The following is a 23,829-nucleotide window of genomic DNA, read 5'->3' on the forward strand; positions in this document are numbered from 1 at the left end:
CTCGCTCCCGGCAGCGCCACGCCCGCAAGGTTACGGCATCGTAGGTTTCAGTGGTGCCGCAGCTCGGCGCGGGGGTGGTTACAGCAGTTCGAGCAGGAAGGGCAGTTCCTGCGCGGCGTACCAGGCCAGCTGGTGATCTTCGGCGTCGCCGAGTACGAATTCGGCGTCGGTGTCGCCGAGATCGGCGGCGTCGATGACGTCGACCGCCTTGGCCACCTCGGGTTCGGCCTCGGCCAGGTCGACGTGCGCGGAGGCGATCTTCGCGTACGGGATCGGCCCGGCCAGCTTGACCACCGCGTCGTCGAGGTCGGGGCGCAGTTTGGCGCCGGTGACGTCGGCGGCGATCACCGCGCGCCGGTAGACCGGGCGATGCCCGCCTACCGGTTCCGCGTCTGCCTCGTTGCCGCCGTCGGATTCGCTGATGTCGTCACGCTCGGCGGCGAGTAGTCGCAGCGAGGCGCGGGCCGCCTCGCCCATCGCGACCTCGGCCAGCTCCTCGTCGTCGCCCGAGGCGTACGCCTCGCGCAGCGCGGGGGTGACCGCGAACGCGGTGCCGCCGACCGGGAACAGCTCCCGATTCGCGACCAGCTCGCGCAGCATCGCCACCGTGGCGGGGATATAGACCCGCATGGTGTTCTGATCAGATACCGGCACCGAGCATCTCCTCCATGGATTCGTGCACCGACGCGGCAAGTACGCCGATATCGGCCATCGCGTCGCGATCGGCGTTGAGCCCGTAGAAAACGCGTCCGTCATAGGACGTGATCCCGATGCTCGAGGCCTGATTGCGCAGCAGCGGCGACACCGGATACATCTCCAGCATCCGCGCGCCGCCGATGTACATCGGCGTCTGCGGACCCGGTGCGTTGGTGATCACCAAGTTGAACGTGTGCTCTGCGAACGTACTCGCCGCCCGCACACTCATCGCATGCAGGCTGGCCGGTGCGAACCCGGCCAGGTGCACCAGGGTGCGTGCGCGCACGCCGCGCCGGTGCTTGCTGTTGGCCTCGGTGGCATGGGAGATGTGCGAGAGCCGCATCACCGGATTCGGTTCGCCCACCGGCAGATCGATGAGGAACGAGGACACCTCGCTGGCCGGCTCCAGCCGATCGCCGAGCGCGTCTTCGACGTACACCGACATCGGCACCACCGCACGCAGCGTGGTCGGATCGGTCAGCGCCTCGCCGCGCGAGAGCAGCCAGTTGCGCAGCGCACCGGTGACCACCGCGAGGATGACGTCGTTGATCGAGCAGTCGAAGCGCTTGCGGATCTTGCGGTAGTCCTCCAGATCGGTGCGCACCACATCGAAGCGCCGGTTGCGTGAGGTCCGCGCGTTGAGCGGGCTGTCCGGCGCGCCGATGGTCGCGGCGCGCACCGCGGCGATCACCGAATCGACGGCCTTGCCGGTCGCGCCGAGCACGCCGAACGCGCCGGAGCCCGCGTCGCGGAACACCTCGAGCGCCTCGCGCGGCTGCGCGGCCAGGTGGGTGAGCGCGCCGACAAGCAGCTCGGTATCCCTCGGTTCGCGCGGCGCCCGCCAGGCATCGTCGGCGATGCCGCGCGGCGAGGTGCTCGCATCGAGGATGACGTGGCCGATCTCCAGCGCGGTGTCACCGTCGACCAGTGCCGAATGGGTCTTGGTGAAGACGGCGCAGCGGCCATCGGACAGCCCCTCGATCAGGTACATCTCCCACAGCGGCCGCGTCTGGTCCAGCGGGCGCGAGGCCAGCCGCGCGACAAGTTCGTGCAGCTGTCCGTCGGTGCCGGGACTGGGCAGCGCGGAACGCCGGATGTGATAGGTGATGTCGAAGCAGCTGTCCTCCACCCACACCGGGCGGCCGAGCGCGAACGGGATCTCGCGCACCTTGCGGCGATAGCGGGGGACCAGCGACAGCCTGGCCTCGACCAGATCGACGAGCCGGTCGTAGTCGAGTACTTGCCCCCCGGCGCCGATATCGGCATTGCGGACGATCGCGAGGGAGCCGATATGGATCGGATTGCTGCTCGACTCGAGCCGATAGAACGACGCGTCCTGCGGCGTCAGTCTCGTGATCACGCTGCCCCTTATTCGACCCGCTGATCGGAGTACACGAGCCGCACTGCCCCTGCCTTCATGACACATCGCCGCGAATCGGCCCAGCTAGGACGGGCCATACACCCCGCGCGACGGACGACTTACATCGTACGACACCGGCATTGAAACAGGTTCGGCACCAATTCGATTCGCTCGAAGGTCGCCGCGCGCGACATCGGGAGTGGGCCGCGCCACACCGTAGCGGCCGCACTAGCGGTACGGTGAGATCCGGGTGGGCTTTCATGGTTGGGCCTGGGGTGACGCGGTACGGCGCTGCTCGTCGGCACCTACCATGGGGGCCGCATTACCATGAAGCATGCTGCGGTTTTCCGCGCCACCGACGACATGAAGACACACCGACCAGAGGACTGACGAGACCCGTGCCTGCGCTGACTTTGACGAGGTTGCTACGGATTGGTGAGGGTCGCATGGTCAAGCGGCTCGCCAATCTCGCCGATGAGGTCCTCGCACTCGGGCCGGAGTTCGAAGAGCTCACCGACGCCGAACTGCGCGCCAAGACCGACGAGTTCAAGCAGCGCTACGCCGACGCGGTCGAGGACGGCGACGACCGTCCGCTGGACGCCCTGCTGCTCGAGGCCTTCGCGGTCGCGCGCGAGGCGTCGTGGCGCGTGCTCAACCAGAAGCACTACAAGGTGCAGATCATGGGCGGCGCGGCGCTGCACACCGGCAATATCGCCGAGATGAAGACCGGTGAGGGCAAGACCCTCACCTGTGTGCTGCCCGCCTACCTGAACGCGCTGTCCGGCAACGGCGTGCACGTCGTCACCGTCAACGACTACCTGGCCAAGCGCGACGCGGAGTGGATGGGCCGCGTGCACCGCTTCCTCGGGCTCGAGGTCGGCGTGATCCTGTCCGGCATGACGCCCGCCGAGCGGCGCGCCGCCTACAACGCCGACATCACCTACGGCACCAACAACGAATTCGGCTTCGACTACCTGCGCGACAACATGACCCACTCGCTGGAGGATCTGGTCCAGCGCGGGCACAACTTCGCCGTGGTCGACGAGGTCGACTCCATCCTCATCGACGAGGCGCGCACCCCGCTGATCATCTCGGGCCCGGCCGACGCCTCCTCGAAGTGGTACGCCGAATTCGCCCGTATCGCACCGCTGTTGAAGAAGGACCTGCACTACGAGGTCGACATCAAGAAGCGCACCATCGGCGTGCACGAGGCGGGCGTCGAATTCGTCGAGGATCAGCTCGGCATCGACAACCTGTACGAGGCCGCGAACTCGCCGCTGGTCAGCTACCTGAACAACGCCATCAAGGCCAAGGAGCTCTACACCCGCGACAAGGATTACATCGTCCGCGACGGCGAGGTGATCATCGTCGACGAGTTCACCGGCCGCATCCTGATCGGGCGCCGCTACAACGAGGGCATGCACCAGGCCATCGAGGCCAAGGAGAAGGTGGAGATCCAGGCGGAGAACCAGACCCTGGCCACCATCACCCTGCAGAACTACTTCCGGCTCTACGACAAGCTGTCCGGCATGACCGGTACCGCCGAGACCGAAGCGGCCGAGCTGCACCAGATCTACAGCCTCGGCGTGGTGCCGATCCCGACCAACAAGAAGATGGTCCGCGCGGATCAGGCCGACCTCATCTACAAGACCGAGGAGGCCAAGTTCGCCGCGGTGGTCGACGACGTCACCGAGCGGCACGAAAAGGGCCAGCCGGTGCTGATCGGTACCACCAGCGTCGAGCGCTCGGAGTACCTGTCCAAGCAGTTCACCAAGCGCGGCATCCCGCACAACGTGCTGAACGCGAAGTTCCACGAGAAGGAAGCCGAGATCATCGCCGAGGCCGGTCGGCCGGGCGCGGTCACCGTGGCGACCAATATGGCCGGTCGTGGTACCGACATCGTGCTCGGCGGCAACTCGGACATCATCGCCGATATCGCGCTGCGCAAGCAGGGCCTGGACCCGGTGGCGACGCCGGACGAGTACGAGCGGGCCTGGCTGCCGACACTGGACAAGGTGAAGGCGCAGACCGAGGAGGACGCCGACGCGGTGCGCGAGGCGGGCGGGCTGTACGTGCTCGGCACCGAGCGGCACGAGTCCCGGCGCATCGACAACCAGCTGCGCGGTCGTTCCGGCCGTCAGGGCGATCCGGGTGAGTCCCGGTTCTACCTGTCGCTGGGTGACGAGCTCATGCGGCGCTTCAACGGCGCGGCGCTCGAGGCGATCATGACCAGGCTCAACCTCCCCGATGATGTGCCGATCGAGGCGAAGATGGTCTCCAAGGCCATCAAGAGCGCGCAGACCCAGGTCGAGCAGCAGAACTTCGAGATCCGCAAGAACGTGCTCAAGTACGACGAGGTGATGAACCAGCAGCGCACCGTCATCTACGGCGAGCGCAACCAGATCCTGCGTGGCGAGGATATGGAGGGCCAGGTTCAGAACATGATCACCGACGTGATCACGGCCTACGCCGAGGGCGCCACCGCCGAGGGCTACGTCGAGGACTGGGATCTGGACAAGCTGTGGACCGCGCTGAAGACGCTGTACCCGGTGAGCCTGGACTACAAGCAGTTGAGCGGCGAGACCGAGGCCGGCGAGGCAGGCGACCTGTCGCGTGAGGAGCTCACCGAGGCACTGCTCGACGACGCGCACGACGCGTACGAGAAGCGTGAGCAGGAGATCGACGGCCTGGCCGGCGAGGGCTCGATGCGCAATCTCGAACGGCAGGTGCTGCTTTCGGTGCTCGACCGCAAGTGGCGCGAGCACCTCTACGAGATGGACTATCTCAAGGAGGGCATCGGCCTGCGCGCCATGGCGCAGCGCGACCCGCTCGTCGAATACCAGCGCGAGGGCTTCGACATGTTCGTCGCGATGCTCGACGGGTTGAAGGAGGAGTCGGTCGGCTTCCTGTTCAACCTGCAGGTCGAGGTGCAGCAGCCGCAGCCCGAAGGTGTTTCGGTCGATCCCGGCCTGCGTTCCCCGGTCGGCGCGGGCGCACCGCGTCCGCTGCCTACCGAGGAGGCGAGGACCAATGGCACCAGCGCCCCGGCGGCATTGCGCGCCAAGGGCATCGATGACTCCGGTCCGCGCGGCCTGAGCTACTCGGGCCCCGACGAGGACGGCCACGCCGCCAGGCACACCGATGCCGAGGAGTACGGCGACGGCAGCACCCGCCGCGAACGCCGCGAGGCGGCCCGCGCCGAGTCCAAGTCCAAGCGCCCGCCGAAGCCGCGCCGCAGGCACTGAGCCGAATCCGGCACTGAGCCGAATAGCGAAGGCGTCCATGGGATTCCCGTGGGCGCCTTTGTCTTGTCGCCGACCGCTCTGGTGACGGAGGGAACTATCCGGAATCGGAGTGATGGGCAGGCGTAGTGGGCGTGCTCGACAGTGCGTCGGACAGTCTGATGCCCCCTTCGCGAACCTGTAGGTAATCCTTACAAGTTCGACCCTCTGGGCGCTCGCCGTCGCAAGTATTCGTCGTGGTCGCGGTCCTCGCGGTTGAAGCGCTGGGTGAGGGCGAGTAGGCGGTCTAGTTCGGCGGCCATGACGGCGGCATCCATCGGTTTAGCGATGATGGGGTCGCCGGTTTGGACGTAGTAGCGGCCGTCTTCGTAATCCATCCACCAGAATCCGCGGCCGAAGGCGGGGCGGGCGTCGACGGCCGGGCCCGCGTAGACGGTGATCTCGCCGAGGCCGAGGCGGTCGCGCTGGAAGATGCGGTTCAGCTGTTGGGTGAGGCTTAGTTCGTAGGCTGGGCGTACGTGCCGGGCGCGGTCGGTGGCGACCTCTTCGCGGCGCACCTCGATCGGTGGGTGCGTGCCCGCCTGGGTCGGCGGAAGTATCCGCATCGCTGACTTCGCGACTTCGCTTGCGGTGCAACGACGTAGGATCACGTCACCGGCGTCGTCCTGGGTGAGGGTCGCGCCTTCCTCGCCGTGGACCGCCCCGTGGAAGCGGTAGGTCCGCGCGAGTTCCGGTCCGCTGAAACCCTTCGACTCGACTCTGGCCTCTGGATCGAGCAGTACCTCGAGTGCACGGGTCAGGTCCGTCGAGTACTTGCCGAACAGCGACTCGACGGCTGCCTCGCGCTGTCGCTTCAGATCGTCGAAATCCGTTGCCTCGGGCTGGAATTGGAGTGGATACGGCAGGCGGTCGCGATCATATGCCGCCCAGAGGATTTCGAACTCCTGGCCGGTGAAACTCAGCTCGGTCACCGGATCAGTCTCCGCCGATGACCGGTGGCACCGCCTTCGGGCGTACATCCAAACCGGTGAGCTCGTTGCCGTTTTCCTGGGAGATGAGGTAGTCGGGAACGGATTTCGTGCGCTCGTCGTCCTTACCCCTGCCCGCCGCGGCCGGTGCCATACCCGGCGTGCCTGGCACACCGGGCCGACCGGCCGGACCGCCCGCGCGGGCGGCCGCCGGTGCGACGCCGGGTTGCTGAGGCGCGCCCGGCACGCTGCGGCCCGGCGCTCCGGGCGCACCCAGCGTGCCGGGAATGCCTGGGGTGCTTGGACGTCCGGGGCTGCCAGGACGAGCGGGACTGCCAGGACGGTTCGGGCTACCCGGCGTCGTCGGCCGGGATGGTGACGATGGCGTCGCGGTGGAGTTCGGAGTGGCGGTGTTGGTGCTGCTCGGTGTGGTCGGGTTCGTCGTGGTACCGGGCTGCTGGCTCGCCTTACTCTGATCCGCCGATTGCGGTGTCGTCGAGGCGGGTTGGGTTCCCGGCTGCTGAGCCGGGTTGTCGCCTGGCTTATCGGAATCCTTGGGCTGTTCGCCCGGGGTACCGGGTTGGTTCGGGACCGAGGGTGCTTGTGGGGCACCGGAATTCGGACTTCCCAGCGAGGTGCCGGGAGCCGGTGGCGCATCGTCGACGATGGGCGGTGCGGCGGGCAGCACGGGTACCCCGTTGTCGGTCTGGTTCGCCACCTGGGCGTAGACCGTGCGCAGGATCCGCCGCGCTTCCTCTTTGGCCTCGTCCTCGGTGTAGTCGCCGTCCTTCATCAGCCCGTCCGGCGGCAGTGTCTTGTCTTTGAGCGTCGGCCGCTGGGTAACCTGCGGCATCAACGCCTGAGTCTGCTCCAGCCCGGTATGCATCTCCGACAGCTTGAGCCCGACCATCCCCGCCGCCCCCGCGAGCGCCTGCGACCGCTCGGCATACCGGCCCACCGCGTTGATCGCGGCCGGACCCGACTGCCCGGTCCAGCCGGGATTCGTCCCGTCACCGGTCACCGTCCGCGCGAACTCCTTGTTGAACGTCTCGATGGCACCGGTCAGATTCATCCCGATATTCGTCCACGCCTCCGCCGCCGCCCGAACCATATCCGGCCGCATCGCATCCACCGCCGCCCGCATCTGCGGCAAATCCATCAGCTCATACCCATCCGGCCCCGGAATCCGCGGCGGTTCGAACTCGCCCCGGAACACACTCTCCGCCCGCCGAGAGAAGTCATAGATGGTGTCCCGCTCGCGATTCCACTGCTCCTGCGCCGCGATAATCCGGCTTCGGTAGTCGTCGTAGGAGCTCATCGCGGGGTGCCTGCGCTTGTGATCTGCTCGGCGGTCTGCTGCCCTGTCTCACTGAAGTTCGCAATCGCTTTGGCGACAACCTGTTTCGCGAGTTTGACGGTGTCGATGTGCTGTTGGATGACGGTGTCCAGCGATTGATCTGTTCCCGTCGCCTTCAATCTGAACTTGCTTTGAAGAGCGCTACTGGAAGGGAACGTACCGAAACCGGTGATTTCCGTGATCAAGTCCATCCCATCCAGGATGCTCTGTAGTCGTGCAATATAGCTGTCACAGACCTGATCCAGCCCCTTGCCAACATCAAGACTCAGTGACAGTTCACCTGCGTTCGCCCTATCTAGCAGGCCGCGCCACTCGGCTGGATCTACACCGATCTGCATGGCCCCTCCTTAGTTTCCCGGCAGATGCTTGGTGAGGTCGTCGGTGTGACGACGCGCCTCGACACATGGCTCGCCTTGCTTCCCCTCCGAATAGCGTGTCTGAACTCTGAATATCACCGATCCTTGCGGAACCTCGACTGCGATACTGCACTTGAACCGCTTGCTGTCGCCGACGTCGAGATACTCGACGGCTCGGTGCGAACCGATTGTGCGTGGTGTGAACGCCTCTTTATCTGGCCGCTCTTGCACCTCTCGCAACGTGGGGGTGCCCGAAAGGATCGCCAAGTTGTACCAACCTGCGGTTGCTCGCCAGCTGCATACCTTCCAGCCTGGAAACTCGACACCGGCAACATCTTTCACTTCGGTCGCCGGATCGAGTCCGGTCGCCGATATCGCAGAGTCGGGCAGATCGCATGGGTTCCACACTGCGGCACTGGGATTGGCAGATGTTATCGCGGCCGCCGATGTCGTGCTCGCCGCAGTGGTCGTGTCCGTCGCCGGACTTCCAACCGTCGAGCTACCACACCCGGCCAGCACCATCGCAGCCCCGAACGCAAGGCCGAGGCCACGCAGTGAGTTCCCCCTGCCAGTCATCATTCCCCTTGCTGCCGGTGTCGTGCATGCATGCCTCGCCGAGCTGGATGCGGAAGGACCCGTTACGTGCGCAAACCTTACCGGCGAGGGGACCTCCCATGCAACGACGCCCGAAAATCGAGTGCGGCCCGCGGGGCTTGGGCTGCGACGACGGCGCGAGTGAGTATCCTTACTATGCTCGAATACGAAGACGGGTGACATTCGGTAGTGGTTGCATTCGATGTCTGCTGGTCGTAGGGTCGTCGCAAATGGATCGGGGGCAGGTGGGATCCGGGGCCCCGAAGAGCGACAATGAAGGGGGTTGGCCCGGATTCGTTCAGCACTGTCGTATTTAGGTTTGAGTTCGCGCTGGCAGCGCTTGGTCGAACCAGAATTACTGGCAAAGGAAGTGAATGACCAGTGACTGCTCCCTTGACTGGAGTGGGTCTGTTCACAATGAGACTCGATGAAGGGCGTCTTCCTATTGAGGTAGACGTCAGTCGTAGCTTGCATAGCCTATTGGAGCCTCGGGATCTTTCTGCTGCGGCTATGACCGGCTATTACATAGCATTGTGGCAGCGAGATACAGCGATCATTGCTCGGGGAGATTTCGGTGCATTAAGTGCGAGACCTTCGCGACGCTCCGAAATAATAACGCTCCTCGATGTAAATTCCATTGACGAATTCGAATCGATAGAACGAGCGCTATGGGGGGAAGATGAATTCATTGGCCATGGTCCAGTGGTTGACTCTGGATCGCACTCCGTTGTTGTGAGAGCCTCTCTGTCTAGTATCAGCAGTATCGAGGTCGATGCCCGTTGGGCAGCGCAGAAGCCGCCTTCCTATATTGGGCACGATATTATCGATTGTGTCGATCAGATTCGTCGACAGCGCCCACAATTCCATGAGAATGGAGATTGGGCACAACGAACGGATGATGAGCTCGAGTATGAACTTGTAGAATATAAGAGTTACTTGAAGGGGAAGTGACAGTGGCCCAGTTCTCAGTGGATCTGAATAAGCTGGTCGGTGCTTCGAGAGCCTGGGATCAAACGGCTGATTCGCTCGAAGGGGCCAGCGTGCAGGCTCAGGCAATCACATACTCTCACAAAGAGGTGCAGTGGGGGCCGTTTTTGGAGGCTTGGAATGCGCAGATCAAGGCTGCGCAGTACATCCATGACAGATTAGCGGAAGGGCAGAAAGAAACCCGAGCGATCGGAGAAGTGCTCGAGCATATCGCTAAAGTTTATCGGGAACAGGACGACAATTTCGCTAATGTGCTGATAAAGCTCGACGGGGAGCTCTGATGGTCGATAAAACACTTGATGAGTTGAACTCTGTTCTTCAGCAGTTTGCCGATAAGATCGAGGATGTTAAGAATCAGCCGGACAAAATAGACGACGCCTTCAATAAGGCGGCAATAGCTACGGCTGCCGCAGAAGGAGGCGCCGCGACAACCCCGATATTGCTGGGTCCGGTGGGTCTAGTTGTTGGAGGCATTTATGGCGCGATTACTCACGATGATTTCACCGGCTACTTGAGCTCTCATAAGGAAGAGATCAAAGGGAAGATCAAAGACCTCCTTGAGAAATTGCGCGAAGCCATTGAGGGGTTGAAGGCGCCTGTTGCTTTTCTGCAAACAAGTGAGGATTGGCTCAAGCTCAAATCCAAGATTGGACAGGCGCAAAACAATGAAGTGGTCAGCGGTAATCTGACGGGCTATTGGTCGGGTGCTGCAGCGGACAAATATCTTGCAACGCGTCTGCTCCAGGATACGGCGCTGGATTCCGCCAAAGCGATCTGCGATAAATTGCATACCGACCTCACAGCCGTAGCCAATGCGGCTTGGCAGTTCTACTCGGATATCGTAGAAGAATTGACTAAATTTCTTTCCGGTTTCGCCGGGGCGCTACTCAAGATCGCGACAGGTGTCGCGGCGCCGGTGGGCATATCGGATGCGATCGATCTCTTGACGAAAATCATCTCAACGGCAGTAACTTACCTCAAGAAGCTGGGAGGTGCTCTCTTGATTCAGGGCAACAGCATCATTGAGGTGGCTGAAGCGACCGATAATCAGAAGGCATTCAAGAACAATCAATGGCCGCACAGCACTGCCAGCGACTTCGATGCCAATGCGCCGACTCCGGATTGGCAAGCCCGATGAGTCTCGTGAAGTTCGCTTCGCTCGCTATGCTTGCCGTCTCTCTCTCGGGTTGCAGCCTGTTCTCGCATGGGGAGACCGGTAAGTCGGCGGTTCCGGAGAGCCAGCGGACGCTCCACGAGCTCTGTGACTTCCCGAAGCAGTTCTACATCACACGGTTCAATGCGACGGAGTTGAAAGTCAGTCCGGCTCAGGGGAAGTCGCTCACCGAGAAGATTGGCAACTTCAACGAGTGCAGCTATCGAAACGGTGACTCGAAGTATCTGGGGTATGTCTACATCAGTTATCGCATCGCGGGTGAGACGCCCACTGTTTCGAAGTACCCGCCATCCCGCATATTGACGGTAGACGGCGTGCCTGTTACGCAAGTTATCGAGCCGCTACCGCCGACATGGGAGCCTAGCGCGCCCCCGCCTATTCAGCTGAGTGCCGCCGATGACGGTGTGGACGGCCAACTCCGGTTCTACAGCAGCGACGACGAAACGATACAAGCTGGTGCGAAGGTGCTCGTGAACATGATTCGAACTCTGAAGAATTGAGTTGGCACGCTAGATGTCGATTCCGGTGTGACTCTGGTTCTGGCCCACTATTCGTGTTCGGCCTGTCGGATCGTCAGTCGCTCAACAGGATTCGAGGTCGCGTCCGCGCCGCTGGCTGAGGGGGGTGGCGAACGCGCGAATGTGTTCGGCCAGGCTCGTCAATGCAGGGCTGGACGTCTGGCGCTTAGTTGAGAGGTGCGGTTTCTCGCATCCAGGACTTGAGCTGGTCTGGGAAGTCGAGCCCGCGTGTGTAGATGAGGAAGTTGGCGCGCTTGGCCGCGTTGGGGAAGGCTGTGACCATTACCGGGCGGCCGCTCGCTAGGGGGAGGTTGTAATTCGTGTAGTAGGTAGAGCCGTTGGAGCCGTCGGATTTATCCGGTTTCGTAAGCCGTGTCAACACCGATTGGACCTCTGAACTGGTGGCGTAGCGCAGGATGAGATAGTCCGGTTTGCCGACGGTGGTAGTGCAACCCCACGCGCTTTGGTATCTGGCGAAGGTCGGGGATCCAGGTTGGTCGGTGAAATAGCTGTTCAAGGTGCAGTGTGCATTCTGGAAACCCGTGCCGCTCTGGGCGTCGCCCGGGGGTAAGAATTTCGGAAAGGCCAGCTTGGTGGGGTCGGAGGTGGTCGAACCGGTTGGGGCGAGAGATCGAATCACTGTGACGGTGCCGAGTACCAAGCCGGCAACCGCCAGCAGAATGCCGCCGACCAGCCAGCGTTTCCTGCGCTTGTCGGGTGCGAGAGGTAGTTGCGGCGATTGCCGGTCGAGTGCGTCGATGGGGGGCTGGGGCTCTGGGGTGAAGGTAAGGCCTCGAACCGGTTGTGCTGCTTGTGGATACGGGCTGGCCGCGCCGGAGTGATCGGGCTTGCCTTCGTTCGGTGCGGGGATTCTTCGCATGGTTGGCGCGAGCCGCGCCTCCAGGGACGCTCCCGGATATGGCTGAGGTGCTGTACTCAGAGCCTGGCGAGCGGCTTCGGCGAACTGTAGGCAGGAGCGGAATCGTTCCTCTGGCCGTTTGGCCAGCGCCACCGTGAACACCGCGTCCAATGTTGTGGGTAGCTCCGCGCGTCTGCTGTTCACCGGAGGCGGTTCCAGTTGTAGGTGACCACGGATCACTTCGCCGGGGTGCGGGGCATCGAAGGGACCGGAACCGGTGAGCAGCCAGTACAAGGTGCAGGCCAGCGAATACTGGTCGGAGTGGGGTCCAATCGGTGCGCCCGTCATTTGTTCGGGTGACGCGTAAGCCAGTGTCGCGGTGAATGTTCCGGTGCGGGTCAGGCGTGTCGAATCCTCTCGCAGGCGCGCGATTCCGAAGTCGGTCAGGAACACCCGCTGAGGATGGTCGCCAGACGTCTGCTCGAGCAGGATGTTCGCTGGCTTGACATCACGATGCAGCACACCGTGGCTGTGCGCGAAATCCAGTGCCGCAGCGACACCTTCGATGATTTGGTGCCCTCGTTGCGGGGTGAGGGTCGGTGGGTCGATCTGTGCGGCGTCGTGCCCCTCGACGTACTGCATGGCGATCCACGGTTGCCCGGACTCGCTGCCACGGTCGTATACGGTGACGATGTTCGCGTGGTTCAGTCCGGCGGCGAGATCTGCTTCCCGCTCGAATCGAGCTCGGATCTCCTTGTCGGAGAACAACTCCGGATTCAACAACTTCAGTGCCATCCGCAGTGGTAGTCGTGGATGTCCGGCGAGATACACCGACCCCATTCCACCCTGTCCGAGCAGCCGCTCGACGGTGAACCCGGCGAAGACCTCACCAGAACTCAACACAGCGTCCCCCTAAACGGTGTCCTTGCTAGGAACCCACCATACCGAGGTGGTACGCGTAGCCAATTCCGACACCTCGATCGCGGGCCGTGAGATGCTGCTCAGGTTGCGGGTCCGACGTCATGCAACGGACTGCGTGTTGGCCGGATTCGGCAGTACTGCGGTGGCGCGGCGTGGATTCGAGGTAGCGTCCGGGCATGGACCAGAGTGCTGTCGGGGCATGGGTCGAGGGGTATGAGCGGGCTTGGCGGGCTGAGGGGACCGACGGGCTCGGGGTGTTGTTCGCCGAGGGGGTGGGGTATCAGGTGTCGCCGTGGGCGGAGCCCGCGATCGGGTTGGCGGCGCTGGCGGAGTTGTGGGAGGGCGAGCGGGATGGGCCGGATGAGCCGTTCTCGATGGAGTCCGAGGTTGTCGCGGTGGACGGGCTGACCGCGGTGGTGCGGGTCGAGGTCGTCTATGAGAAGGACGAGACGGCGCTGTGGCGGGATCTGTGGGTGCTGCGGTTCGACGATGCCGGGCGGTGTGTGTGGTTCGAGGAGTGGCCGTTCGCGCCGGGGCAGCGCGACGGGCACTAGCGCCGCCGTGCCCCGATAACCTCCGAGGTGATCGAGATCCGTCGAGCGCAGTCAGATGGTCGTTCCGCACGGCGTGTCGCACCGCCACTCGACTGCGCTCGACGGGGTCGGAGCTCGTGACGCGGCACGCTATCGGGGGTGCTGGCTTGTGTCTGATTTGTCCGCTTCTGGTGTGACTCAGCTCTATTTTCGGGAGTGACTCGGCGCACATCAAGAAGAGATAACGCCCGAGTGGAATATCTTCATTTCTGTCTGTCATCTGCGTAAACATCGGGCCATCAACTCTGAGTCGAGACTATCCCTGACGTTACCTTGACGTGATTACTGGCGAATTCTCCGTTACCGTCGTCGTCGGCCCGGAGCAACCCGCGATGGGCCAGAGCTCGGGCCGCTGAACACCGGAAACCCTGCCCCATGGCCCGAGAATCCCCGACAAACCTGGGGGCAGGAACGCGGTGGGCAATTACCGAGTTGGTGGGCGCGGGCAGGAATTCATATGTCGCAGAACCGTAAGTTCAGCACGCGTTTCCTCGGCTTCACCGCCGCCGTCGGTGCATTCGCCGCGATCCCCTTCGGACTTTCCGCCACCGCGCACGCCGCGGGCAACTGGGACGCCGTCGCCCAGTGCGAGAGCGGTGGCAACTGGAACATCAACACCGGCAACGGCTTCTACGGCGGCCTGCAGTTCACCCAGAGCACCTGGGAGGCCAACGGCGGCTCCGGCTCGGCGCACAACGCCAGCCGCGAGGAGCAGATCCGCGTCGCCGAGAACGTCCTGGCGACCCAGGGCCCCGGCGCCTGGCCCGTCTGCGGCGCCTACCTCTGATCCACCTCGAAGCGCCCATCGCCGACCACGGCGGTGGGCGCTTCGGCGTATCCGCGGCTACCAGTTCTCGTTGGTGTTCAGTGCGGTGAGCAGCAGGCGGATGGCGGCGACGCGGCGTTCCTTGCCCGGTAGCTGATCCAGGGCGCATTCCGGGTCGGTCGGCGGGCCGAGGTGGGTGCAGCCGCGCGGGCAGTCCTCGATGGCGGCGGCCAGGTCGCTGAATGCGGCGATGACGTCGTCGGGGGTGATGTGGGCCAGGCCGAAGGAACGCACGCCAGGGGTGTCGATGACCCAGCCGCCGGTGGGCAGGGGGAGTGCGACCGATTGGGTCGAGGTGTGCTTACCCTTGCCGACGCCGGAGACCTCGCCGACCGCGCGATCGGCATCGGGCACGAGCCGGTTCACCAGGGTGGACTTGCCGACGCCGGAGTGGCCGATGAAGGCGGTGAGCCGGTCGGTCAGCAGTTCGAGGACCGGTTCGATCGGATCGGCGATACCGCCGTAGACGATGGTGAGATCGAGATCGTCGAAGGCAGAAGCGAATTCGGACTCGGCGGCCAGATCGTGTTTGGTCAGGCACAGAATCGGTTGCAGCCCACCGGCATACGCGGCGACCATGGCGCGCTCGACGAAACCGGTGCGCGGCGGCGGATCGGCAAGGGCGACAACGATGAACAGCCGCTCGGCGTTGCCGACCACGATCCGCTCGAACGGATCGGTGTCATCGGCGGTGCGCCGCAACACCGTCGACCGTTCGGCGACCCGCACGATCCTGGCGAGTGTGTCGGGCTTACCGGATAGGTCGCCGACCACGTCGACCTGATCGCCGACCACGATGGGGGTGCGGCCGAGTTCCCGCGCCCGCATGGCGACGATCAGCTTGTCCGGATCGCCGCCGAGCACGCAGCCCCAGCGGCCACGGTCCACCGAGACCACCATGGCCGATTCCGCATCACTGTGCTGCGGACGGGTTTTCGTGCGCGGGCGGGAGCTCTTACCCGGACGAACCCGCACATCGGATTCGTCGTAGCTGCTCGCCGAGCGGCCGCCGCGGCTCAGTGCGCCGCTCCGGTGCCGGCGATCATGCCCTGCCACAGCACGACGAAGTCGGGCAGCGTTTTGGCCGTTGTCCCGATGTCCTCGATCTCGATGCCGGGCACCCGCAGCCCGAGAATCGCACCGGCCGTTGCCATCCGGTGATCGGCGTAGGAGTGCCACCGGCCGCCGTGCAGCGGGGCGGGCACGATCTCCAGGCCGTCCTCGGTCTCGGTGACCTTGCCGCCGAGCCGGTTGATCTCGGTGGAAAGCGCTGCGAGCCGGTCGGTTTCGTGGCCGCGCAGGTGCGCGATCCCGCGCAGCCAGGACGGGGAATCGGCCAGCGCGGCCAATGCGGCAACGGTGGGGGTGAGCTCGCCGACGTCGTGCAGATCGATATCGATACCGGCGAGCCGTTCCGGGCCGCGCACGGTCAGCACGCCGTCGAAGATTCGGGCCTCCGCGCCCATCCGCACCAGGATCTCCCGGATGACGTCGCCCGGCTGGGTGGTCAGGCGCGGCCAATGCGGGATGCTGACCTCGCCGCCGGTGATCGCGGCGGCGGCCAGGAACGGTGTCGCGTTGGACAGGTCGGGCTCGACCTCCCAGTTCACCGCGCGGATCGGACCGGGGCGCACCGTCCAAGTCTGCGCCTTGCGGCTGTCCGCGGGCGCGTCCACCTTCACATCGGCGCGGCGCAGCATTTCCACGGTCATCTCGATATGCGGCATTGATGGCAGTGCCTTGCCGTCGTGACGCAGTTCCAGCCCCTCGTCGAAGCGGGCGGCCGACAGCAGCAGTCCGGAGACGAACTGCGAGGAGCCCGAGGCGTCGATGGTGATGTGCCCGCCGCGCAGCGAGCCGGTGCCGCGCACGGTGAACGGCAGTGAATTGCCGTCGATCTCGGCGCCGAGCCCGCGCAGTGCGTCGAGGATGGTGCCGAGCGGGCGAACCCTGGCCTGCTCGTCGCCGTCGAACGCCACCTCGCCGGTGGCCAGCGTCGCCGCGGGCGGCAGGAAGCGCATGATCGTGCCCGCGAGCCCGCAGTCGACGCTGCCGCCGCGCAGTGGCGCGGGTGTGACGGTCAGGCTGTCGCCGTCACCCTCGATGCTCGTGCCCATGGCCCGCAGCGCCGCAATCATCAGGTTCGTATCGCGACTGCGCAGCGCACCGGTGAGGGTGGAGGGCCCGTCGGCCAGCGCGGCCAAGATCAATGCGCGGTTGGTGATGGACTTGGACCCCGGCAGGGTCACGGTAGCGCGGACGGGGACATCGACATGGGGCGCTGGCCAGAAAGTCACGCGTCCATCTTCGCGTATAGCCCCATAAGACACACGAGCGGTCGCCGAACTGCGACCGAATTCGGGCGCGGTCACGGGGAGGTGGCGGTGTTTCTGGTAACTCGCCCAGGCTCGTACCGGACCGACCGGTCCGGTACGAGTGGCGACGACCTACTTGTTCCGTCCGTGCAGCACCGGAACGAGCTTGCGCAGCAGCTTCATCGTGGAATCGGTGCGGGTGTAGCTGAGCAGCGCCATACCAGGAATCGCGAAGCGCTGCACCGCGATCGAATGCGGGCGGACGAATTCGCGCAGGCCGGGCTCGCCGTGGATGCGGCCGATGCCGGAATCGCCGACGCCGCCGAACGGCAGGCCGGGGATCGCGGCGAAGGCCAGCACCGAGTTGACCGAGGTGGCGCCGACCCGCAGCCTGCGCGCGATGTCGAGGCCGTTCTTCTTCGAGTACACCGCCGAGGACAGGCCGTACTTGTTCGCGTTGGCCAGCTCGACCGCCTCGTCGGTGCTGTTCACGGTGCGGATGGTGACGGTCGGGCCGAAGGTCTCCTCCTGCACGGCCTCGGAGTTCTCGTCCACGTCGACGAGTACGACGGGATCGATGAACGCGCCCTTCACCGACTCGACGCCGCCGAGCACCGCGGTGCCGCCGTTCTTCAGCGCGTCCTCGATGTGCCGCTTGACGATGTCGATCTGGCTCGGCATGGTCATCGGCCCGTAGCTGGCATCGCTGCCCGAGCCCGGCTTGATCTCGGTGAGGATGCGCTTGACCTCGGCGACGAACGCCGCGCTCACCGACTTGTCCACGTACACCCGCTCGACGCCCGCGCAGGTCTGGCCGCTGTTGGCGGTCGCGCCCCAGGCGACCGCGTCGGCGGCGGCCTTCACGTCACCATCGGCGGCGACGATCACCGCGTCCTTGCCGCCGCATTCCAGCAGCACCGGGGTCAGGTTCTCGGCCGCGGCGGCCATGATCTTCTTACCGGTCGCGGTGGAGCCGGTGAACGCGATCTTGTCCACGCCCGACTGCACCAGCGCGGCACCGGTCGCGCCGTAGCCGTTGATCGAGACGAATACGCCTTCGGGCAGTTCGGGATTCGCCTTCTGGAACGCCTCGGCCAGGAAGTTGCCGATGCCGGTGGAGAATTCGCTCGGCTTGAACACCACGGTGTTGCCCGCGGCGAGCGCGTAGGCGATGGAGCCGTTGGGGGTGTAGACGGGGTAGTTCCACGGGCCGATGATCCCGACGACGCCGAGCGGGCGCTGCTCGATGCGCGCGGCGAAGTTCGCCATGAACATGCCGGGTGCGACCTTCTTGGGGGCCAGCAGCTTCTTGGCGTTCTTGGCCGCCCAGGAGATGTGCTCGATGGCGAGCATCAGCTCGAGGAAGGCGTCGTCGAGCGGCTTGCCGTTCTCCCGGTGGATCAGCGCGCAGAAGTCCTCGGATTCGGCGACCAGCCTGCTCTTCCAGCGCAGCAGGTGTTCGCGGCGCCGGTCGTAATCGAGCGCGCCCCAGGTGGCTGCGGCGGTGCGGGCCTTGGCGACGGCCGCGCGCACCGCGTCCACATCGGCGATGGGGTAGGTCGCGATGACCTCGCCCGTCGCCGGGTCGACCGATTTCAGCGTGGTGCTCTGGTCGGTAGGTGTGGTTTGGGTGGATGTCACGGTGGATCTCTCCTCTTGCCAATTCGCTGTGCTCAATTGCGGCGCTCACGGGCCCTGCGTGGTTACGCTGCGCTGCCGCCTCCGGGCCTGTCGTTCGTGCCGCGTGGCCGGTGGGTGCGCACGCAGAAAGCGGGACGGGAACCGCCCAACATGAGAGAATGCTAGGTCAAAACTCTCATCTGGTCACCCACTATCGGTAATTGTCCTCGGTTTTGTCGGTGTCCGATGGAAGTATCGAGATATGTGCGGACGATATGCGACTACCACCGACCCGGGCAGGCTCGCCGTCGAACTGGACGCGATCGATGAGACCGGCAGTGAAAATGACACGCGCACTGCCGGTTTCGCCAACTATAACGTCGCACCGACGAACCGGGTGCTGACCGTCGTCGAGCGGCACGAGCACGGCAGCCCCGACGACGATCCGCGCCTGCGGCTGCGCCGGATGCGCTGGGGCCTGATCCCGGTATGGACGAAAGCCGCCGAACCGGGCGTACCGGTGAAGGGCAAACCGCTGTTCAACGCCCGCGCCGACAAGGCGGCCACCACCGCGTCGTTCCGCGACGCGGTCAAGTACAAGCGCTGCCTGGTGCCGATGGACGGCTGGTACGAGTGGCTGGTCGAGCCGGATGTCGTCGACGCCAAGGGCAAGGTGATCAAGCAGCCGTATTACATGGCCGACGCCGACGGGTCCCGGTTGTATATGGCCGGACTCTGGTCGGTCTGGCGCGACCGCTCGCAAGAGGAGAGTCGGCCGCTCCTGTCGTGCACCATCCTGACCACCGATTCGGTCGGCGACCTGACCCGCATCCACGACCGGATGCCGCTGCCGATGCCGCGCGAGCACTGGGCCGCCTGGCTCGATCCGGACCATCCGGCGCCCGCCGAACTGTTGGAGACGCCGACCGCGGCCTCGGTCGCGAACATCGTGGCGCGCCCGGTGCCCGCGCTGGTCAACAGCGTCAAGAACAACGGGCCCGAACTGCTCGCGCGGGTGGACGACACGGAACAGGCCGGGCAGATCAGCTTGTTGTGATCGCACCCGGCCCGCCGACAAGAGAACTCAGAGCTGGCACTTCACACTGGGGCTGGCAATGTTCAACGCGCACTTGGTGATACCGGCAACCAGGTCGATCACCTTGGTGACAACGCCGCCGCCGAGCTTCTCGGCCTTGTCGCCCCTCTCATCGGGCTTCGGCTTGCCGTTCGGTGGCTGACTCGGTGTGTCGTCGAGGCCCTTCCCGTCGAATGGGAAGTCGTTGATCTGGGTGGCCGACGGGATATCGGGGTTGGCGGCGGCCATCGGTGCCTGCAGTGCCACCGGTCCGAAGGCTAGGACCAGCGTCCCCATCAGGGCGACGACACGTTGACGCGCGGACATTTCGCATCACATCCTCTGGTCAGACGAAAATCTGGCCCCACCAGTAACGCACAGAACAGCGGAAATCCGGTGCAAGAAACCGGCGCTGTCGGACGAAGTCCGTCGATAGACCGCGCACGGCCGGAGCGAATGCGGAGGTATGCCTAGCCCGACACCACAGGGGCGGTAATCGCCGAGGTCAGCCGAACAAGATCATCCGGCGCCAGCTCGATCTCGAGCCCGCGCCGCCCCGCGCTGCACAGCACGCGATCCCAGCCGAGCGCCGAGGCGTCGACCACGGTCGGCAGCGGTTTGCGCTGGCCGAGCGGGGAGATGCCGCCGAGGACGTAGCCGGTGGTGCGCTCGGCCTTCGTCTTGTCCGCCATGCTCGCCTTCGCGGCGCCCAGCGCGGCGGCAGCGGCCTTGAGCGACAACGAATTCGGCACCGGCAGCACCGCCACCGCGAGCGCGCCCGAGCCGAGCTCGATCACCAGCGTCTTGAACACCTGCGCCGCGACGATGCCGAGCTCGCCCGCGAGCGCGTCGACCGCCTCGGTGCCGTAGGAATCGCTGCGCGGATCGTGCTTATAGGAGTGCACGCGATGGGCGACGCCCGCCTTCGTCAACGCGCTGATCGCCGGTGTGGAGGCTCCTGCCATGCGGTCACCCTAATGTCGCGACCCGCCCGCCGCGCAACGGGTTTTCGATGCTGGAGCGTCGCTGTTCCTGCACGCTTCGCTGCCGCCTTCGGGCCTGACGCTCGCGCCGTGCCTGATCTGCGGCGCTCCCTGGCCCTGCGTGGTCACGCTTCGCTACCGCCTTCGGGCCTGACGCTCGCGCTGTGCCTGATCTGCGGCGCTCCCTGGCCCTGCGTGGTCACGCTTCGCTGCCGCCTTCGGGCCTGACGCTCGCGCCGGGCGGGAACACACCGCCGATCACCGATGTTGTTTGCGGAGACAAGTGCGCACCCCGTGATCGACGTGAAGGAGAGGTCGGTGCCCGTTCTGCTCGAGGAGCGTCCCGTATCGCTGAGGGATGCGCGATTGCCCTTCGAATTCGCCTTGCCGGTAGATTTGGCAGGTACGGCGATCGAAGGGACAGGTGTGACGAGCGACGAAGAGGTGGTGACCGATGAGGTCGGCACCGCGGTCGACGATACCGAGCTGGCGCAGCGGTTCGAGCGGGACGCGCTCCCGATGCTCGACCAGCTGTACGGTGCCGCGCTGCGGATGACCAGGAATCCGGCCGATGCCGAGGACCTGGTCCAGGAGACCTACGTCAAGGCGTTCCAGGGGTTCAAGTCCTTCAAGGAGGGCACCAACCTGCGCGCCTGGCTCTATCGGATCCTGACCAACACCTACATCAACTCCTACCGCAAGAAGCAGCGTCAGCCCGCGCAGTACCCGACCGACGAGATCACCGACTGGCAGCTCGCCGCCACCGCGGAGCACACCTCGACGGGTCTGCGGTCGGCCGAGGTCGAGGCGCTGGACGCGCTGCCGGACGACGACATCAAGGCGGCGCTGCAGGAACTTCCCGAGGAATTCCGCATGGCCGTGTACTACGCCGATGTCGAGGGCTTTCCGTACAAGGAAATCGCCGACATCATGGGCACTCCCATCGGTACGGTGATGTCCCGGCTGCATCGCGGCCGCAAGCAACTGAAGGGGCTGCTCGCCGACGTGGCGCGCGAGCGTGGGTTCAACCGTAACGGGGCGGAACGCCAGGAGGTTAAGCAGTGACCGAGCGTGACCCCGATATGGAGTTGGACTGCACCGCAGTCCTTGCCGACGTGTGGCTGTTGCTCGACAACGAGTGCGACGAGGCCACCCGAGCCCGGTTGCAGGAGCATATGGACCACTGCTCGCCCTGCATCGAGGCGTACGGCATCGAGGAGAAGATCAAGGGCCTGCTCAGCCGCAAGTGCGGCGGTGACCGGGCACCGGAGTCGCTGCGTGACCGGCTGACGCTGGAGATCCGCAAGTCGGTGACGGTGACGCGCATCGAGACCACCGACTAACAAGCAGCACAACGAAAAACACCGAGCGGCTGGTACTTCGGCCGCTCGGTGTTTGTCGTTTGTGGCTACGGTCAGGCGTTGGGACGCTTGCCGTGGTTTGCCGCGTTGCCCTTGCGGCTGCGCTTCTTACGACCACGCTTACCCATGAGTAGGCTCCCTTCTGATTGAAGGCCATTGTTTCATGTGTGGTTGGCTGTAGCTGCAGCGGATACAGGCGCGGCCGCGCGGCCGCCGGAACAGACCTAGTGAACGGGGTGTCATGGCTGAGGAAGTGCGCGCGGAGATGGTGTCCACGGTGCTGACCGTGGAGGTCGCGGTCGGCGAGAAGGTGGACGTCGATCAGACTCTGGTGCTCCTCGAATCGATGAAGATGGAGATCCCGGTGATCAGCGAGGTCAGCGGCGAGGTCACCTCGATCGCCGTCGCGCCCGGCCAGGTACTACAGCAGGGCGATCTCATCGCCGTCATCTCCTGAGCGAAAACTGAAGCGGTAGAACGAACGTGGCGACTCTCAGCGAGCTACTTGCCGAACACACCGACCTACCCGGCGTCGCCGTGGACCATCTGCAGCGAGTGGTCGGTGACTGGCAACTGCTCGCGGATCTGTCCTTCGCGGATCTGACGCTGTGGGTCGGCGCCGGTCCCGTCGCGGATGGTGCGGATATCGTCTGCGTCGCGCAGTGCCGCCCGACCACCGCGGCGACCGTGCACCTGGAGGACCGGGTCGGCACCACGGCCATGCAGGCCGATCACCCCCAGGTGTTCGACGCGCTGCTGACCGGCAAGATCGTGCGCTCGGACAGCGATGTCGAGGCCTCTGGCGTCTACCATCCGCATCCGGTGCACGCGATCCGCGAGGCCATCCCGGTGCGCTGCGGCGACGACGTGATCGCGGTGCTCAGCCGCGATACCGACGTGCAGCGCTCCCGGGTGCGCAGCAGCCTGGAGATCGCCTACGTGGCCTGCGCCGACGATCTGTGCCAGATGATCGCCGACGGCACCTTCCCGACCACCGAGGACCGTGCCGCGACGCACTCCAGCCCGCGCGCTGGCGACGGTTTCATCCGCCTGGACACCGAGGGCAACGTCGTCTACGCCAGCCCGAACGCGCTGTCCGCCTATCACCGGATGGGCCTGCAGAGCGATCTGGCCGGCCAGGACCTGGCCGTCACCACCCGCTCGCTGATCACCGACCCGTTCGACGCGCAGGAGGTCGTCGGCGATATCCAGGCCGCGCTGGCCGGGCGCACCGGCCGCAGGATGGAGGTCGAGGCGCGCGGCGCGACCGTGCTGCTGCGCACCCTGGTGCTGCGCCCGCACGGCGAACTCGCGGGTGCGGCGGTGCTCGTGCGCGATGTCACCGAGGTGAAGCGGCGCGACCGTGCCCTGCTGTCCAAGGACGCGACCATTCGCGAGATCCACCACCGGGTGAAGAACAACCTGCAGACCGTCGCCGCGCTGCTGCGCCTGCAGGCGCGCCGCACCGAGAACGAGGAGGCGCAGGTCGCGCTCACCGAGTCGGTGCGAAGGGTCACCTCGATCGCGTCGGTGCACGAGATGCTGTCGATGTCGGTGGACGAAGAGGTCGATCTGGACGAGGTCGTCGACCGGCTGCTGCCGATCATGGCCGACGTCGCCACCGTGCACACCGCGCGGATCAAGGTGCGCAGAGCGGGCTCGCTCGGCGTCTTCTCCGCCGAACGCGCGACCCCGCTGGTGATGGTGCTGACCGAATTGGTGCAGAACGCTATCGAGCACGCCTTCGATTCCGGCGAACAGGGCACCGTGACGATCCGCTCGGAGCGTTCGGCGCGCTGGCTCGATGTGATCATCAGCGACGACGGACGCGGTCTCCCACCGGGTTTCAGCCTCGAATCCTCGGATCGATTGGGGCTGCAGATCGTTCGCACACTGGTGACCGCCGAACTCGGCGGTTCCATCGGTCTGCATCCCGGCGCCGATATCGGTACGGACGCGGTGCTGCGTGTCCCATTGGGGCGTCGCTCGGGCCGTTAGCGACCCTGTCGCATTCGTCGCATTCA

At 65.1% G+C, this 23,829-nt stretch carries 24 protein-coding genes; 11 read left to right on the forward strand and 13 right to left on the reverse strand.

The window, feature by feature from the left end; genetic code table 11:
• Window positions 1-78 precede the first annotated feature (78 nt).
• Together ACIG5A_RS33520 and ACIG5A_RS33525 are read right to left on the reverse strand one after the other, a co-directional pair.
• A complete protein-coding gene (locus ACIG5A_RS33520) occupies window positions 79-630 on the reverse strand; it encodes a DUF6912 family protein (RefSeq protein ID WP_397247999.1) in 552 nt (183 codons plus the stop codon).
• Between the two features lie 10 nt (window positions 631-640).
• Window positions 641-2,056 carry a wax ester/triacylglycerol synthase family O-acyltransferase gene (locus ACIG5A_RS33525; protein WP_397247501.1) on the reverse strand — a complete coding sequence of 472 codons (1,416 nt, stop codon included), beginning with the start codon at window positions 2,054-2,056 and terminating at the stop codon, window positions 641-643.
• 398 nt (window positions 2,057-2,454) lie between these two features.
• Here ACIG5A_RS33525 and secA point away from each other — a divergent pair, with 398 nt between their 5' ends.
• Complete coding sequence (secA, locus tag ACIG5A_RS33530; RefSeq protein ID WP_397247503.1) at window positions 2,455-5,301, forward strand: preprotein translocase subunit SecA; 2,847 nt, start codon at window positions 2,455-2,457, stop codon at window positions 5,299-5,301.
• A gap of 188 nt (window positions 5,302-5,489) precedes the next feature.
• Here secA and ACIG5A_RS33535 read toward each other — a convergent pair whose 3' ends face one another.
• The 4 genes from ACIG5A_RS33535 to ACIG5A_RS33550 are packed head-to-tail and all read right to left on the reverse strand — an operon-like array spanning window position 5,490 to window position 8,501.
• Window positions 5,490-6,269, reverse strand: coding sequence for an ESX secretion-associated protein EspG (locus ACIG5A_RS33535; protein WP_397247505.1), 780 nt, complete (start codon window positions 6,267-6,269; stop codon window positions 5,490-5,492).
• A 4-nt stretch (window positions 6,270-6,273) separates the two neighbouring features.
• Window positions 6,274-7,584, reverse strand: coding sequence for a hypothetical protein (locus tag ACIG5A_RS33540; RefSeq protein WP_397247507.1), 1,311 nt, complete (start codon window positions 7,582-7,584; stop codon window positions 6,274-6,276).
• Window positions 7,581-7,961: a hypothetical protein gene (locus ACIG5A_RS33545; RefSeq protein WP_397247509.1), complete on the reverse strand. Its 381-nt coding sequence runs from the start codon at window positions 7,959-7,961 to the stop codon at window positions 7,581-7,583. The genes ACIG5A_RS33540 and ACIG5A_RS33545 overlap by 4 nt, the downstream gene beginning before the upstream one ends.
• Before the next feature lie 9 nt (window positions 7,962-7,970).
• Window positions 7,971-8,501, reverse strand: coding sequence for a DUF3558 domain-containing protein (locus ACIG5A_RS33550; protein ID WP_397247511.1), 531 nt, complete (start codon window positions 8,499-8,501; stop codon window positions 7,971-7,973).
• A gap of 1,025 nt (window positions 8,502-9,526) precedes the next feature.
• On the opposite strand from ACIG5A_RS33550, the gene ACIG5A_RS33555 reads away from it, so the two are divergent.
• Genes ACIG5A_RS33555 through ACIG5A_RS33565 form a run of 3 tightly spaced genes read left to right on the forward strand, consistent with a single transcriptional unit; the run spans window position 9,527 to window position 11,234 of the window.
• Window positions 9,527-9,841 carry a hypothetical protein gene (locus ACIG5A_RS33555; RefSeq protein WP_397247513.1) on the forward strand — a complete coding sequence of 105 codons (315 nt, stop codon included), beginning with the start codon at window positions 9,527-9,529 and terminating at the stop codon, window positions 9,839-9,841.
• On the forward strand, window positions 9,841-10,698 hold the full coding sequence (locus ACIG5A_RS33560) for a hypothetical protein (RefSeq protein WP_397247515.1): 858 nt from the start codon (window positions 9,841-9,843) through the stop codon (window positions 10,696-10,698). The genes ACIG5A_RS33555 and ACIG5A_RS33560 overlap by 1 nt, the downstream gene beginning before the upstream one ends.
• Window positions 10,699-10,703: 5 nt before the next feature.
• Window positions 10,704-11,234 (forward strand): hypothetical protein, encoded by a 531-nt coding sequence (locus tag ACIG5A_RS33565; RefSeq protein WP_397247517.1) that lies wholly within the window; start codon window positions 10,704-10,706, stop codon window positions 11,232-11,234.
• 184 nt (window positions 11,235-11,418) lie between these two features.
• Here ACIG5A_RS33565 and ACIG5A_RS33570 read toward each other — a convergent pair whose 3' ends face one another.
• Window positions 11,419-13,014: a serine/threonine protein kinase gene (locus ACIG5A_RS33570; RefSeq protein WP_397247519.1), complete on the reverse strand. Its 1,596-nt coding sequence runs from the start codon at window positions 13,012-13,014 to the stop codon at window positions 11,419-11,421.
• Window positions 13,015-13,208: 194 nt separating this feature from the next.
• Between ACIG5A_RS33570 and ACIG5A_RS33575 the strand changes: the two genes are divergently transcribed.
• The gene (locus ACIG5A_RS33575; RefSeq protein WP_397247521.1) at window positions 13,209-13,586 is read left to right on the forward strand and encodes a nuclear transport factor 2 family protein; all 378 of its coding nucleotides are present in this window, start codon (window positions 13,209-13,211) and stop codon (window positions 13,584-13,586) included.
• A gap of 496 nt (window positions 13,587-14,082) precedes the next feature.
• Entirely contained in the window at window positions 14,083-14,412 is a 330-nt protein-coding gene (locus ACIG5A_RS33580) for a transglycosylase family protein (RefSeq protein ID WP_397247523.1), read from the forward strand.
• Window positions 14,413-14,469: 57 nt separating this feature from the next.
• On the opposite strand, the gene rsgA is transcribed toward ACIG5A_RS33580, so the two are convergent.
• The 3 genes from rsgA to ACIG5A_RS33595 all read right to left on the reverse strand — a co-directional run bounded on the left by rsgA (window position 14,470) and on the right by ACIG5A_RS33595 (window position 18,407).
• Window positions 14,470-15,471, reverse strand: coding sequence for a ribosome small subunit-dependent GTPase A (gene rsgA, locus ACIG5A_RS33585; RefSeq protein ID WP_397248001.1), 1,002 nt, complete (start codon window positions 15,469-15,471; stop codon window positions 14,470-14,472).
• Complete coding sequence (aroA, locus tag ACIG5A_RS33590; RefSeq protein ID WP_397247525.1) at window positions 15,468-16,748, reverse strand: 3-phosphoshikimate 1-carboxyvinyltransferase; 1,281 nt, start codon at window positions 16,746-16,748, stop codon at window positions 15,468-15,470. The genes rsgA and aroA overlap by 4 nt, the downstream gene beginning before the upstream one ends.
• 150 nt (window positions 16,749-16,898) lie before the next feature.
• Entirely contained in the window at window positions 16,899-18,407 is a 1,509-nt protein-coding gene (locus tag ACIG5A_RS33595) for an aldehyde dehydrogenase family protein (protein WP_397247527.1), read from the reverse strand.
• Between the two features lie 241 nt (window positions 18,408-18,648).
• On the opposite strand from ACIG5A_RS33595, the gene ACIG5A_RS33600 reads away from it, so the two are divergent.
• On the forward strand, window positions 18,649-19,443 hold the full coding sequence (locus tag ACIG5A_RS33600) for an SOS response-associated peptidase (RefSeq protein ID WP_397247529.1): 795 nt from the start codon (window positions 18,649-18,651) through the stop codon (window positions 19,441-19,443).
• Between the two features lie 27 nt (window positions 19,444-19,470).
• On the opposite strand, the gene ACIG5A_RS33605 is transcribed toward ACIG5A_RS33600, so the two are convergent.
• The gene (locus ACIG5A_RS33605; RefSeq protein WP_397247531.1) at window positions 19,471-19,788 is read right to left on the reverse strand and encodes a hypothetical protein; all 318 of its coding nucleotides are present in this window, start codon (window positions 19,786-19,788) and stop codon (window positions 19,471-19,473) included.
• A gap of 143 nt (window positions 19,789-19,931) precedes the next feature.
• A complete protein-coding gene (ybaK, locus tag ACIG5A_RS33610; RefSeq protein WP_397247533.1) occupies window positions 19,932-20,426 on the reverse strand; it encodes a Cys-tRNA(Pro) deacylase in 495 nt (164 codons plus the stop codon).
• A 444-nt stretch (window positions 20,427-20,870) separates the two neighbouring features.
• On the opposite strand from ybaK, the gene ACIG5A_RS33615 reads away from it, so the two are divergent.
• Together ACIG5A_RS33615 and rsrA are read left to right on the forward strand one after the other, a co-directional pair.
• Complete coding sequence (locus ACIG5A_RS33615) at window positions 20,871-21,509, forward strand: sigma-70 family RNA polymerase sigma factor (RefSeq protein WP_397247535.1); 639 nt, start codon at window positions 20,871-20,873, stop codon at window positions 21,507-21,509.
• Entirely contained in the window at window positions 21,506-21,787 is a 282-nt protein-coding gene (gene rsrA / locus ACIG5A_RS33620; RefSeq protein WP_397247537.1) for a mycothiol system anti-sigma-R factor, read from the forward strand. The genes ACIG5A_RS33615 and rsrA overlap by 4 nt, the downstream gene beginning before the upstream one ends.
• A 71-nt stretch (window positions 21,788-21,858) precedes the next feature.
• On the opposite strand, the gene ACIG5A_RS33625 is transcribed toward rsrA, so the two are convergent.
• Entirely contained in the window at window positions 21,859-21,933 is a 75-nt protein-coding gene (locus tag ACIG5A_RS33625) for a 50S ribosomal protein bL37 (RefSeq protein ID WP_022597109.1), read from the reverse strand.
• Between the two features lie 113 nt (window positions 21,934-22,046).
• Between ACIG5A_RS33625 and ACIG5A_RS33630 the strand changes: the two genes are divergently transcribed.
• On the forward strand, window positions 22,047-22,262 hold the full coding sequence (locus ACIG5A_RS33630; protein WP_397247539.1) for a biotin/lipoyl-binding carrier protein: 216 nt from the start codon (window positions 22,047-22,049) through the stop codon (window positions 22,260-22,262).
• A gap of 26 nt (window positions 22,263-22,288) precedes the next feature.
• Window positions 22,289-23,803, forward strand: a complete 1,515-nt coding sequence (locus tag ACIG5A_RS33635) for a sensor histidine kinase (RefSeq protein WP_397247541.1) — start codon at window positions 22,289-22,291, stop codon at window positions 23,801-23,803.
• Window positions 23,804-23,829: the final 26 nt, after the last annotated feature.

The organism is Nocardia sp. NPDC052566 (genome assembly GCF_044547285.1).
Taxonomy (GTDB): Bacteria; Actinomycetota; Actinomycetes; order Mycobacteriales; family Mycobacteriaceae; genus Nocardia.

Coding starts and splice junctions, on each gene's coding strand:
- ACIG5A_RS33605 (WP_397247531.1), bottom strand. CDS start 19,788: ATGTCCGCGCGTCAACGTGTCGTCGCCCTGATGGGGACGCTGGTCCTA.
- ACIG5A_RS33630 (WP_397247539.1), top strand. CDS start 22,047: ATGGCTGAGGAAGTGCGCGCGGAGATGGTGTCCACGGTGCTGACCGTG.
- ACIG5A_RS33545 (WP_397247509.1), bottom strand. CDS start 7,961: ATGCAGATCGGTGTAGATCCAGCCGAGTGGCGCGGCCTGCTAGATAGG.
- ACIG5A_RS33580 (WP_397247523.1), top strand. CDS start 14,083: ATGTCGCAGAACCGTAAGTTCAGCACGCGTTTCCTCGGCTTCACCGCC.
- ACIG5A_RS33550 (WP_397247511.1), bottom strand. CDS start 8,501: ATGGTGCTGGCCGGGTGTGGTAGCTCGACGGTTGGAAGTCCGGCGACG.
- ACIG5A_RS33520 (WP_397247999.1), bottom strand. CDS start 630: ATGCGGGTCTATATCCCCGCCACGGTGGCGATGCTGCGCGAGCTGGTC.
- ACIG5A_RS33540 (WP_397247507.1), bottom strand. CDS start 7,584: ATGAGCTCCTACGACGACTACCGAAGCCGGATTATCGCGGCGCAGGAG.
- ACIG5A_RS33575 (WP_397247521.1), top strand. CDS start 13,209: ATGGACCAGAGTGCTGTCGGGGCATGGGTCGAGGGGTATGAGCGGGCT.
- ACIG5A_RS33560 (WP_397247515.1), top strand. CDS start 9,841: ATGGTCGATAAAACACTTGATGAGTTGAACTCTGTTCTTCAGCAGTTT.
- ACIG5A_RS33600 (WP_397247529.1), top strand. CDS start 18,649: ATGTGCGGACGATATGCGACTACCACCGACCCGGGCAGGCTCGCCGTC.
- ybaK (WP_397247533.1), bottom strand. CDS start 20,426: ATGGCAGGAGCCTCCACACCGGCGATCAGCGCGTTGACGAAGGCGGGC.